This is a genomic window from Verrucosispora sp. WMMD573 (assembly GCF_027497175.1).
Classification (GTDB): Bacteria; Actinomycetota; Actinomycetes; order Mycobacteriales; family Micromonosporaceae; genus Micromonospora.
Window position 1 is genome coordinate 5,037,312 of sequence record NZ_CP114901.1, and the last position, 12,931, is coordinate 5,050,242.

Sequence of the window (12,931 nt, forward strand, 5' to 3'; positions counted from 1 at the left end):
CGGCGTGGACTGCTCTCCTGCCTCAACGGAGTGGGTCGCACTCATCGCTCTCCCGTCCCTATTTTCAAACGTGTTCGAGAATTACTCTACCCCGAACTCAATCACCGAGCTACCGTGACCCGGCAAGCCGCGCATGAACAGGATGTGGCTCGGCGCGGAGATCGCTGACCACCAGCGGGTCACCCGGCTCCGGCGTGGCCACCTCGGGGTAGCCGAGGGTCTCGGTCAGCTCCTTCCACGCGGTGGCGACGGCCAGGTGACGCTGGCCGCCCCGCAGCGGGTCCACGCCCGCGTCGACCCGTGCGCGCACGTCGTCGAGGGCGGTCAACACCCCGTCCCCCCACAGCTCGCGTACCACTCCCGACCAGGTGGGTGTCTGCGCGGGGCCCACGTGGTCCGCGGTGGGTCCGAGCACGTCCGACCACCGGGTGTCGGCGTCCGCCACGCCCGTGAGGAAGACGCCCGCCGGGTCCGCCGGGCTACGCAGCACCGGATTCCACAGCACCGGACCGTGGGTGTTGGCCAGCATCAGGTTGCCGGCGTCGGTGCCGACGGTGATCCGGTGCAACAGCAGACTCGTGCTGTCGTCGCCCGCCTGCATCCGGTTCTCCACCCGCAGCGTCAGCGGCACCCCGGCGATCTGCCCGTCCACGCTGGTCAGTGGCCGGCCGGTCCGGTTGCCGACGGCCGCCAACGACCACGGCCGCAGCCCGTCGAAGACCTCGGCAAGGATGTCCAGCAGGTCGAAGCAGACCTGCACCGCACACACCGCGTCGATGAAGACCGGCTTGCGCAGCCGGACCAGCGCGCGGGCGGCGGAGATGAACCGCCGCACGGGCTCCACGTGCGGGTAGAAGGTGTTGACCACGTACTGGGCGCCGGCGCGGCGCGCCGCCCGCAGGCAGTCCGCCAGCTCCGCCGGGTGCACCGGGTGTTCCTGGAGAACGTGGATGCCACGGTCGAGCAGTGCCTTCGCCAGCTCGACACCCGGTCCACCGCCGACCGCGGTCGACACCACCACGCAAGCGACGTCGATGTCGTCGGGCAGTTGGGCGACCGAGGCGTACAGCGGGACGCCGTACTCCTTCGCCAGCGCCACCGACCGGGCACTGCCCCGGGCCAGGATGCCGGCGAGTTCGAACCGCTCCGGGGCGCGCGCGATCGCCGACAGGTAGACCTGGCCGAACCGCGTACCGCACACGACGACCCGCATCGGGCCGGCCGGGGGGCCGCTCACCGGTCAGCCGCCGTCGCCGCCAGCACCGCCGCCACGTTCGGCGGTTGGAGACAACTGAAATGGTCGCCGGGGACGTCGACGATCGTCAGCTCGCCGAGACAGACCTCCGGCCAGAAACGGGTCGCCTCGACGCTGGCACCCGGCAGCAGGTCCCTCGCGACCGTGGGACGCAGGAGGGTGATGTCTCCGGCGTAGGGCTCGGGCTCGTGCCGCGCCACCGCCTGGAGAGTTCGCACGAAACGGTTGTGGGCCGCCGCCACCCGCGCCGCTCCGCCCCACGCCGGGTCCCGGTCGGCGACGGCCTGATGCAGTTGCGCGTGCCGGGCGGCGGTGGTGCGCTGCCCGAGGGCACGGAACCGCTCGGCGGCTGCGGCCAGGTGCTCGTCGCCGGTCAGTCGCCCGAGCGCACCCGCCGGCACGGCTCCCGGCGAATCGGTCAGTACGGTCGTGATCGCCCGGTCGACGACTGCCTCGTCGGCGGGCCAGCCGAGGCCCGCCGGGTCGATGCCGGCGGCCCGCGCGAAGGTGTAGTCCCGCACCAGTTCGTCGTCCACCCGGTAGGGAACGCGATGTCCGGACAGGATCGTCAAGCGCACCGTCGTCCCGGCCTCGCTCAGCGCCCTGGCCACTTCCAGGGCGATCGAGGCACCGAGGCAGTAGCCGATCAGCTCGACGTCGTCGAACCCGGCGGCCCGGATCTCACCCGCGTAGCGTACCGCCAGGTCCTCGACCAGGGTGCCGTCGTCGATCTCGCCGGACGCGCCGCCGTCCGGCGCGGCGAGCCCGAACACCGGCCCGGCCGCGCCGAGCCCTTCGGCGAGCGCCCGCAGCGCCGTGAGGGTGCCTGTGCCGTCGTGTACGAGCAGCCGCACCGGCCCCTGGGCCACGCCGCCGAGCGGCACCAGCGACGAACGCCGGGCAGGCTCGGCCGCCACCGGCTCCGGTGCCGTCTCCGACCCCAACCGCGCCGCCAGGCCCGCGACCGTCGGCTCGTCGAGCAGGGCACGCAGCAGCACGTCGAACGGGAACCGGCCGGCCTCGGGCAGCTGTTCACGCAGTTGTCCGACGAACCGAGCGGCCAGCAGTGAGTTGCCGCCCGCGTCGAAGAACCCCAGGTCCCGGCTCGACGGCGGACCGTCGAGCACCTCACCCCACAGCTGGGCGAGGTGCTGCTCGACGCCCGGCCGTGGCGGTTCGGTCCGCCCGTCGGGCGCGACGGTCGGCGTGGGCGTCGACTCCAGCAGCCGCTTACGGTCGACCTTCCCGTTCGCGGTCAGCGGCAGCGCCTCGACGACACGTACCCGCGCGGGAACCATGTAGGCGGGCAGCCGGTCGGCCACCCACGCGACGACCTCGGCGGGGTCGACCGTGCCGGGCGGCCGCTGCGGCACCACGAACGCGACGAGCGCGCGTTCGAGCGTGTCGTCGCCGGACGCCAGGACCACGCAGGTGCTTACCGACGGGTACTCGCCAAGCACCGCCTCGATCTCGCCCAGCTCTATCCGGTGGCCACGGATCTTGACCTGCTGGTCGGCCCGGCCGAGGAACTCGATTTCCCCGTGGGAGAGGTACCGGCCCAGGTCGCCGGTGCGGTACAGCCGCTCCCCCGTCTCCGGGTGCAGGACGAAGCGCTCGGCGGTGCGCACCGGGTCGTTGAGGTAACCCTCGGCCAGCCCGACACCCGCGATGAACAGTTCACCGGCGACCAGATCGGGCCGGTCGCGCAGCGCGGCGTCGAGCACGTGGAAGCGTTGGTTCGCCAACGGCAGCCCGTACGGGATGCTGCGCCAGTGTGGTTCGACCGTCCGGATGCGGTGGTAGTTCGACCAGATCGCCGCCTCCGTGGCCCCGCCGAGGCTGACCAGTTCGGCGTCCGGCACATGCCGTGCGGCGTGGCCGGGCAGCGACAGCGGGATCCAGTCTCCGGACAACAGCGCCAGGCGCAGGCTGGGCAGCACGGTGGGTTCCACGTCCAGGTAGTGCATCAGCATCTGCAACTGCGCGGGAACCGAGTTCCACAGCGTGACACCGTGCGCGGCGACCATCGCCGCCCAGTGTGACGGGTCGCCGCGGCGCGCCGGATCGGGCAGCACCAGCGTGGCACCACGGGCGGGCGGGCCGAACAGGTCGTAAACGGAGAGATCGAAACTCAGCGCGGCGAGCCCGAGGATTCGGTCGGCACCGGTGATGTCGAAGCGCTCGTTGATGTCGTGCACCGTGTTGGTGGCGGCCCGGTGGCTGATCATCACGCCCTTGGGCGTCCCGGTCGAACCCGAGGTGTGCATGACGTACGCCAGTCCGGTCGGCTCCGGCCCGAGGCCGGCCGGGATCTCCGGCAGCGGCACCGGCGGCGCGTCGGTCACGTCGACGCCGGCGACCTCGGCGGGCAGCGTACCGACCGCCGTGCCCGCGACCACCGCGAACCGGGCGCCGCTGTCGACGAGGATCCGGTCCCGGCGCACGGCGGGCTGACCGATGTCCACGGGTACGTACACGCCGCCGGCGAGGAGCACACCGAGCACGCCGACCACCTGCTCGCACGACTTGTCGATCAGGACGCCGACGAGGTCGCCGGGCCGGCATCCCGCTATGCGCAGGCGTTCGGCGACCCCGGCCGCGCGGGCCAGCCAGTCCCCGTACGTCATCGACCCGGCGGCATCGATGACCGCCACCTGGTCCGGATGCTCGCGGGCGTAGCCGACCAGCGGCTCGTGCAGCAGGCCAGCCGGCACGGGCACGTCGGTCGCGTTCGCGGCGCTCCGGCGGGCTCGTTGCGCGCTCGGCAACGGCTGCGGATCGACCGCCGCCCACGTGGTGTCGTCGGTGGCCAGCTGGTGCAGCAGGCGCACGAACGCGGCGAACATCTCGTCCACCAGATGGTCGGGGAAGACTCCCTCCCGGACGTCCCAGTTCATGTCCAGACCACCGAACTGGTCGCCCACCTGGCAGTCGATCCACACCTGCGGGGTCTGGCTGACCCCGTACACCGGCCTTGGTTTACGGCCGGCCACCGACGGCTCGCCGCCACCGACCCCGATCGCGCCGGTGAACACCACCGGCAGGACCGCCGCGGCATCCCGGCCGCGCCGCCGGGCGAGCTCACGCAGCACCTCCACGCCGCTGAACAGCCGGTGGTCGAGGTCGTCGAAGACCCGCTCGCCGAGGGCACGCGCCCGGTCGGCGAAGCTCGTGCGCCCCGGACGGTCCACGGCGAGCACGCTCAGCGAGGTGAAGTCGCCGAGCAGGTGCTCGACGTGCGGATGCAGCGGCATCCGGTTGAGTACCGGCAGCCCGACGCAGAACCGGTCGTTGCCGCTCCAGCGACCGATCGTCTCCGTGTAGGCGGCCAGCACGGCGTTGGCGGGGGTGATGCCGTGCGCGGCGGCGCGCGCCTTCAGGGACCGCCACACCCGGTCGTCGACGGTGCCCGTCAGGCGACGGAACCGCGCCGGCGCGGTGACCGGGTCATGGTCGTCGCGCAGCGGGAGCGCCGGGGCACCGGGCAGGTCGTCGACGCGCGCCAGCCAGTACGCACGGTCCCGGCTGTACCTGTCGGTGTCCCGCAGCCGACGCTCGGCGAGGACGTAGTCCCGGAAGGTGGCCTCCAGCGGGGGCAGGACGCAGTCCGGCTGCCGGTACCGGCGGTCGAGTTCGGCCAGCACACGTTGCAGGCTGAGCCAGTCCAACGCCATGAAGTCCACGGAGACGTGCAGCACGCTACGGTCGGCGGCCAGGGTGAGGCGCAGCTCGTACATCGGCCGCTCGCCGGTGGGGTGCACCCGGTGGGACAGCTCGTCGCGCACCCCGGCGATCGCCTGGGGTACGGCGTCGGCGGGCGCCCCGCGCAGGTCGGTCACCGTGAGGCCGGTGCGCGGTGGCGCGGGCAGCACCCGCTGGGAGCCGTCCTCCTGGATGACCGTGCGCAGGGCGTCGTGGCGGCGTACCAGGCCGTCCCACGCCTGCCGCATCCGCTCCGGGTCGATGTCCGCCGGGTACTCGAACTCCTGGTAGAGATGGCAGGAGACGCCGCCGTATGCGAAAGCCGGATTGCGTCCGAAGAGATAGGCCGACTGGATGTCGGTCAGCGGGAAGGGCTCGTCCCGCGCCTCCGGTTGGTCCCGCCACACCGGGTCGAGCTGCTGGGCGGCGTTGCCGGTGGTGTCGGACATGCTGGCCAGCAGCTCGGCCTTGCGCTGCCGCAGCCGGGTGAGGAGTTCGTCGGTCATGCTGCCGCGGGGAGCACGGAACCGCAGCTGCTGGCCCTCCCGCCAGACCCGGATACCGGCGCTGGCGAACTCGTCGAGCAGATCGCTGGCGTTCACACCGCACCCTCTTCGAAGTCCTCGGTGGTGTCCCAACCCGCGGGGCTCGGGCCACCCGTCGCCTCGCGCAGTTCGTCGATGAGCGCGCTCAGCCCGGCGACCGTCGCGGCACGCATGACGTCGCGCATGGGCAGCTCGACGCCCCACGCCCCCCGCACCTCGGCGACGAAGCGGGTGGCGAGCAGGCTGTCGCCGCCGAGCCGGAAGAAGTTCTCGTCGCGACCCACGGCGTCCAGGCCGAGCAGTGCGGCCCAACGCTCGGCGACGAACGCCTCGGTGCCGCCTCTCGGCGGGGTGCCGACGTCGCGTGGACGGTCGACCGCCTGTTCGAGGACCGTGTGGATCCGTCGTCGGTCGACCTTGCCGTTGCCGCTCAGCGGCAGCGCGGGCAGCACGGCGACGTGGGCCGGCACCATGTGCTCGGGCAGCCGGTCCTCGGCCCACCGCCGCAGCCGGTCCGGGTCCACACCAGCGGCGGTGACGGGTCGCTCCGCGGTCAGCAACATCTCGCCGGTGGCCTCGGTGCGCAGTACCCGCACGTCACCCAGCCCGGCCGCGCGCAACGCCCGGGTCCAACGATCGGCGTCGTGGAGCCAGCCGGTCGGCCGGTCACCGTCGAGCCGGCCGGCACGCGCCTCGAGCGGCAGCGCGGTCACCAGGGCCAGCGGCGTCGGATGGGCGCGTTCGAGCAGGTACAGCCGGCCGCCGGCGGCGAGCAGGAGACCCATGGTCGCCGCCGCCGTCTCCGGGTCGGTCATCCGGTGCAGCACGTTGTTCGCCACGACGGCGTCGAAGGCGTGTACGTGCGGTGCGGCCACGGCGTCCGTACCCTGCACCGCCACCCGGACTCGGTGCCCGTGCTCACGCAGCGACGCCTCCGCCTTGGCCAGGGTCGGCCGGGCGGCTCCGAGCAGCGTGTACTCGGCTGCGTTCCCGGCAAGCGCCGCCAGCAGTCGACCCGTGCCACGACCGCTGTCGGGCTGCCATTCGGCCACCGTGCGCGGTGCCGTGCCGCCGCGTTCCGCCAGGTCCTGCGCGATGGCGGCGAGACACTCGGCCGTGGCGGGCATCAGGTCGTTGAGCGCCTCCGGGGCCAGTACCGGGTCGTCCAGCAGCGCGGTGGCGTCGGCGGCACCGGACAGGATGGCCGAGTAGAGCGGCGCGGCCCACTCCAGGGCGGTGGTGACCGGCGCGAGGCGGGTGCCGATCGTGTTGTCCCGGATCCGCTTGACCCACCGCGCGTCCGTGACCTCGGCCCACCTCGGCCCGGGCGCGTACCCCTCGGGCGTGCCGGACAGGACGTCACGGCGCGCCAGGTAGGCCAGCCAGACGTCGACCACCGGCCGTTGCACGGCGCAGACCGTGGACGGTGTGTCCGCCGGCTCGATCAGCGGCGCGACGACCTCGGCCAGCAGAACCTCCACCAGCTGATGTTCGAGCAGCAGCGGGTCGTCCTCGGTGGTCGCGCCGATGACCGGTGGCAGGAACTCGTCGCCCGGTCGCCCGCCGTCGAGCCCGGCGACCGGGAGATCGGGATCCTGCGTGATCCCGCGCTCGACCACGGCTGCGACCACCTCGCGTCGGCCTTCGGTGACTACGACGGCGACGGCCTGAGCGACCTGGGGGTGTGCCTGGAGGCAGGACTCGATCTCGCCCAACTCGACCCGGAAACCGTTGATCTTCACCTGCTGGTCGAGGCGACCCAGGAACTCCAGGTTGCCGTCGGGCCAGTAGCGGCCCAGGTCGCCGGTGCGGTACCAGCGCTGGTCATCCACCACCGGGAAGCGGGCCGCGCTCAACTCGGTGTCGCCCCGGTAGCCCAGCGCCACCCCGGCACCGCCGATCCACAACTCGCCGGGCACCCAGTCGGGGCAGTCACGTCCACGGCTGTCCACCACCCGGAACTTCTGGTTCCGCAGCGGCGTGCCGTACGGGATCGACCGCCAGCCGGCGGGCAACTCGACGACCTCGAAGGAGTTCGACCAGATCGCCGCCTCGGTGGCGCCGCCGAGCGAGATGAAGCGGCACCGTCCGTCGGTCGCGCCGGCCAGTCGGCCGGGCAGGTCAAGGCCGATCCAGTCACCGGAGAGCAGGGCGAGGCGCAGCGTGGCGGGCAGGTGGGCGTCGTCTGCGGCGGTGAGCAGCATGTCCAACAGGGCGGGGACGGTGTTCCAGACGGTCACGCCGTGCCGGCGGCACAGCCCCAGCCACTCGGTGGCGTCGCGCCGGCCCGACTCGGGTACCAGCACCGCCGCGCCGCCCACCGCGAGCAGCCCGAAGATGTCCCACACCGAGAGGTCGAAGTCCAGCGCGGACACCGCCAGGACCCGGTCCGCCGGACCGAGGTCGAACCGTTCGTTGATGTCCTCGACGGTGTTGACGGCCGCGCGGTGGGTGAGCTCGACGCCCTTGGGTAGGCCGGTCGAGCCCGACGTGAAGATCACGTACGCGGGGTCGTCGGCGTCGGCGGGGACCGGAGCGTCCAGCGGGTCGGCCTGCTCGGCGGCGTCGATGGTGAGGATCTCGGCAGCCACGTCGGTCGGATCCAGCAGCCCGCTGCCGTCGAGGACGATCCGGGCGCCGCTGAGTTCGAGGATACGGGCGCGTCGCTCGGCGGGCTGGTCCACGCCGATCGGCACATACGCCGCGCCGGCGGCGAGCACACCGAGCACCGCCACGATCTGCGGTACGCCCTTGGGTGCCAGCACGGCCACGTACGAGCCGCGACCCACCCCGCGCCCGGCCAGGGCCCCGGCGACGCGCAGAGCCCGCGCGGCGAGTTCGTCGTGCGCCAGCGCCCCCTGCTCCTCCCACAGCAGCGCGGGCTGCCCGGCCCGCTCACCCGACTCGGCGAAGAACCGCGTGTGCAGGAGGTTGTCGGTCATCGCCCGGGTCGACGAGTTGACCGCCGCGCGCGTGCGTCGCGTCGCCGCCGGCAGGGCGATCTCCGGCAGCGCGCCCGTCCAGGCACCGGCGGCCAGCGCACGGACCAGCGTCTCGTACGCGGACAGCATCGCGTCCAGCATGCCGTCGGGAAAGAGCGCCTCGACGGCGTCCCAGACCAGGCGTACGGTGCCGTCGCTGGTGCGGTAGATCTGGTGGTCGAGCCAGATCTGCGGAGTCTGGGAGATCATCCACGTCGGCTCGCCGAAACGGTCGGCGAACTCCTCGGGGATCAACGGCGCGGACAGGTCCACGGAGAACACCACGGGTGCCGTGCGGGGCGATTCCGGATCAGCGCGGGTGAACTCGCGCAGCACGTCGACGCCGGTGTAGGCGGCGTGCCCGATGTCCTCGTGCATCTGCTTCTGCAGGGTCCGCGCGCGGTCGGCGAAGCTGTCGCCGGAGAGGTCCACCTCCAGCAGCACCAGGCCGGAGAAGTCGCCCACCAGCCGGGGCATCTCGGGATGCACGTCGAGGTCACGGTCGAAAAGCGGGAGACTGAGCAGGAAGTGCTCGTCGCCGCTCCAGCGACTCAGCACCGTGGCGTACGCGGTGGCCAGCACCGCCGCGGGGGTCAGTCCCGCCTCGCCGGCCCGACGCTCCAGCTCCTGCCACTGATCCACGGTGAGATCGAAGAACCGGCGGGCGAAGCGCTGCACGGTGACCGCGTCCGGATCGACCGCGAGGGGCAGCTTCGGGCCGCCGGGCAGCGCCGGCAGCCGCCGCTGCCAGTACGGGCGGGCCCGGTCCCGCTCGGCGGCCCGGGTGCCGGCCTGCTCGGCGAGGTACCGGCCGAAGGTGTAACCGACCTCGCCCAGAGCCTCCGGGTCGTCGTAGAGGACCACCAGGTCCGACAGCATCACCCGGAAACTGGCCAGGTCCACGGCCAGCAGGTCGATGTTGAAGTGCAGCCGGTCCACCCCGTCGGGTAGCCGGGTGAGCTGCACATCGACCACCTCGCCCCGGCCGACCTCCAGGATGCGGTGCGACAGCCGGTCGCGCAGCTCCAACGCCGCAGCCGCCGCAGCACCGGTGGAGCGGTCACGAAAGTCGTGCACGGTCAGACCGGGCCACACGGACTCCGGCAGGATCTGCTGGGTCGCGTCGTCGGCGAATCGTGCCCGCAGCATCGGGTGGCGGGCCAGCAACGCCCGGATCGCCCGTTCCAGGCGCTGCGCGTCCACTCCGGTCGACTCGAACTCGAGGTAGTTGTGGCAGCCGACGCCGCCGAGCGCGTGGTCACCCGAGCGGCCGAACAGATACGCCTGCTGCACCGGGGTCAGCGGGAAGGCTCGATCCGGGTCGTGGCGGGCGTTGTCTGCGGCCGGTCGCGGGGGTGCCGCCGACTCGGTCGCGGTCACGGTGGCACCGACCAGGCCGGCCCAGACCGACAGCCGCGGGTCCGTGGCCAGTTCGGTGAACGTGACCCCGGCACCGGCACCGTTGAGCCGGCTGGCCAGTCGCATCAGGTGCAGCGACTGCAGGCCCAGTTCGAACAGGTTGCTGTCATCGTCGGCCGTGGTCAGTTCCATGCCGAGCAGTTCGGACACCGCAGCGCGCAGGGCGTCCCGATCCGTCCCGGTGCCGCAGTCGGTGTTTTCCGCCAACATTCTCAAGCTCCCTTGCGCGCTATCGACTCCGCTGCGGAACGTTCGGTTCGAATATGTCGACGGGCGGGACGTGAGATTGATGTCAGGCGAACCGGCGACATCAGCGCCGACACCTGGCCCCGACCCTAACAGCAGCCCGCAGCACCGAGCAATCTGTCGCCACCCGGCGGGTGGCCGTGAATATCGTGGTCTCCGTCATGAGAAATGCACACCGGCTCGACTACCGGTCCGCGCCGATCATCTCGGTCAGCGAATCGCCAAGCATTGTGCCGCGAAGACCGAGATCGAAGGCCAGATCGAAGTGGTTCCGTGACGGCACGACGAGGTCGACGACCCGAGCGCCGCCAGCCCGGACGGCGTCGACGAACTCCGCCTGCTGCCGGCCGAACTCGTCGGTCTCGTTCTCCCCCCGTGCGACGACCAGCGGCGGCAGCGGCGCCGGCAGCCGGTGGATCGGGCTGTGGGCGTGAGCCGTCTCCGGGTCCAGCCCCAACGCCTCGTTCACGTAGGTCCGGCGGACCGGCTCCAGGTCGTAGACGCCGCTGAGCAGGACCGCGCCGGCTACCGCCCGATCGGGACGGTCGCCGTGCCGCCGCCAGCCGGGCTCGTCGAGCAACGCCATGACGGCCAGGTGCGCCCCCGCGGAGCACCCGCTCAGGTAGACCGACCCAGGGCTCGACGGCAACTGGTAGGCGTTTCGGCAGATCCAGCGGACTCCCTCGGCGACCATGTCGACGATCTCCGGCAGCCGGTACGCGGGCGCCAGGCCGTAGCCCAGCGCCGCGACGGAGACTCCTCGCGGCACCAGGTCCAGCGCCATGAATGCCGATTCGAGCCGGCTCAACTCCTGCCAGTACCCGCCGTGGATGAACACCAGCAGCGGACCGCCCGTCCCGGACGCCGGGAAATAGTCGAGCAATTGCTCTGGTCGCGACCCGTAACGCACACTGGTACGTACCTCGAGTCGGTCCCGGGCCAACGCGCTGCGTTCGGCGTACTCGCGCAGGAAGACATTGATGTCCGCGACGCAGGAACTCGGCGAGTACTGAATATCCAGTGCCCGTTGGTCGTAGGTCAGATACACGTCATTTTCGCTTCCCGGCCGAAACGGTCGCTGCGGAACCTTCACCGCCTTCCCCTGCGGTTGGTCGACCGCAGGGGAAGGCGTGCGTACGACGCGGTCGGAAGGTTCACTGGTTGGCGCGCATGGCGGCGAAGTACTCGTTCTGGGTGGGCAGCTCCTGGACCAGTTTCTCGGCCTTCACCCGGATGCGCTCGAACTCCGCCAGGGCCGCCCGCTCGTCGGCCAGCTCGACGGCCGGAGAGTGCCGAACGTCGATTCCACCCGTGCCCAGCAGGATGCAGTTGTACGAGTAGGGCGGCAGACCGTGGTAGTACGGATAGATCGACTCCGCGTCCGGCACCTTGTGCTGCCAGATCTCGATCCGCTCCGCGAGCGCGTCGGGAATCACCCGGGTCTTGGTGTCCTTCCAGTACTGGTTGTCCACCCGCTTCGCACCCCGGTAGTGCAGGCACAGGAACTCGCGTACGCCGTCCATGACGTGGGTGATGGAGCGGTTGTACTGCTCACGCAGCAGGTCGTCGCCGTGCCCGGACGGGAAGTACTTGACCATCTGTTCGATGGCGTGGTGGATGAAGAAGATGCCTGTCGACTCCAGCGGCTCGACGAAACCGCTGGACAGGCCGACCGCGACGCAGTTCTTCACCCACGACCGCTGGCTGCGGCCGATACGCATCCGGATGTGGTTCGCGGGCACGTCGGCCGCCTCGGGGCCGACGAACTCGCGCAGTACCCGCTCGGCCTCCTCCGGGGTCGCGTAGTCGCTGGCGTAGACGTAGCCGGTGCCGATCCGACTGATCAGCGGGATCGTCCAGATCCATCCGGCGTCCTGCGCGGTCGCGGTGGTGCACGGCCGCAGCGGCTTGCTCTCCATGTCCAGCGGCACCTGGAGGGCGACCGCGCTGTCGTTGGGCAGGGTGTCCTGGTAGGACACGAACGGTTCGCCGAGGGCCTTGTTCAGCAGCAACGCCCGGAAGCCGGTGCAGTCGACGAACAGGTCACCGGCGACCTCCCCGTGCTCGGCGGTACGCACGTGCGAGATGAACCCCTGGTCGTCGAGCGCCACGTCGACCACGTTGTCGACGACGTGCTTGACACCCCGCTGGGTGGAGTAGCCGGTCAGGAACTTGGCCAGCAGGTGCGCCTCGAAGTGGTACGCGTAGGGGATCTGCGCACCCTGGTACTCCGCGATCGTCGAGCGGGCCGAGGTCTCGTCGGGGGTCTGCTCGACGAAGCCCTGGTCGACCAGGCTGCCGTCGAGATACCGGGGCGAGCGCTCGGCATCACACAGCGATGCCATGACGAAGCAGTCCTTGTCGAACCGCGACGTCGTCGGGTAGCGCAGCCACCAGTCGCTGAGGGGGAACCCGTCGACCGAGGCCATCTGCTCGAACGGGTGGTAGAAGTGATGGCCCGGCTCGCGCCAGTTCTCGAACCGGACGGCCAGCTTGTAGGTGGCGTTACAGGCGGGCATCCACTCGGATTCCTCCAACCTCAGGAACTCGAAGAAGTGCCGGATGTCGCTGAAGGTGGCCTCGCCGACCCCGATCGTGCCGACGGTGGCCGATTCGACGACCGTCACGTCGATCCGGTCACCGAAGGCCGCTGCCAGGTACGACGCCGTCATCCAACCGGCCGTGCCGCCGCCGACGATGACGACTCGCTGTGTCCTGCCGGGGTCGCGTGTGCTCTTGGCGGCGGCACCACTGACAGTCATTGCGGTTCCTCCTTGTACCCG

The 12,931-nt window shown here is 71.4% G+C and carries 5 protein-coding genes; all 5 read right to left on the reverse strand.

The annotated features are described in order from the left end of the window. Window positions 1-109 precede the first annotated feature (109 nt). Entirely contained in the window at window positions 110-1,237 is a 1,128-nt protein-coding gene (locus O7601_RS22980; RefSeq protein ID WP_281563157.1) for a Gfo/Idh/MocA family oxidoreductase, read from the reverse strand. After that, complete coding sequence (locus O7601_RS22985) at window positions 1,234-5,559, reverse strand: amino acid adenylation domain-containing protein (protein ID WP_281563158.1); 4,326 nt, start codon at window positions 5,557-5,559, stop codon at window positions 1,234-1,236. Before O7601_RS22985 ends, O7601_RS22980 begins: the two co-directional genes overlap by 4 nt. Further along, window positions 5,556-10,112 (reverse strand): non-ribosomal peptide synthetase, encoded by a 4,557-nt coding sequence (locus O7601_RS22990; RefSeq protein WP_281563159.1) that lies wholly within the window; start codon window positions 10,110-10,112, stop codon window positions 5,556-5,558. Before O7601_RS22990 ends, O7601_RS22985 begins: the two co-directional genes overlap by 4 nt. Before the next feature lie 220 nt (window positions 10,113-10,332). Further along, entirely contained in the window at window positions 10,333-11,196 is an 864-nt protein-coding gene (locus O7601_RS22995; RefSeq protein ID WP_281563160.1) for an alpha/beta hydrolase, read from the reverse strand. A 106-nt stretch (window positions 11,197-11,302) separates the two neighbouring features. After that, on the reverse strand, window positions 11,303-12,910 hold the full coding sequence (locus tag O7601_RS23000; protein ID WP_281563161.1) for a tryptophan halogenase family protein: 1,608 nt from the start codon (window positions 12,908-12,910) through the stop codon (window positions 11,303-11,305). Between the last annotated feature and the right edge of the window lie 21 nt (window positions 12,911-12,931).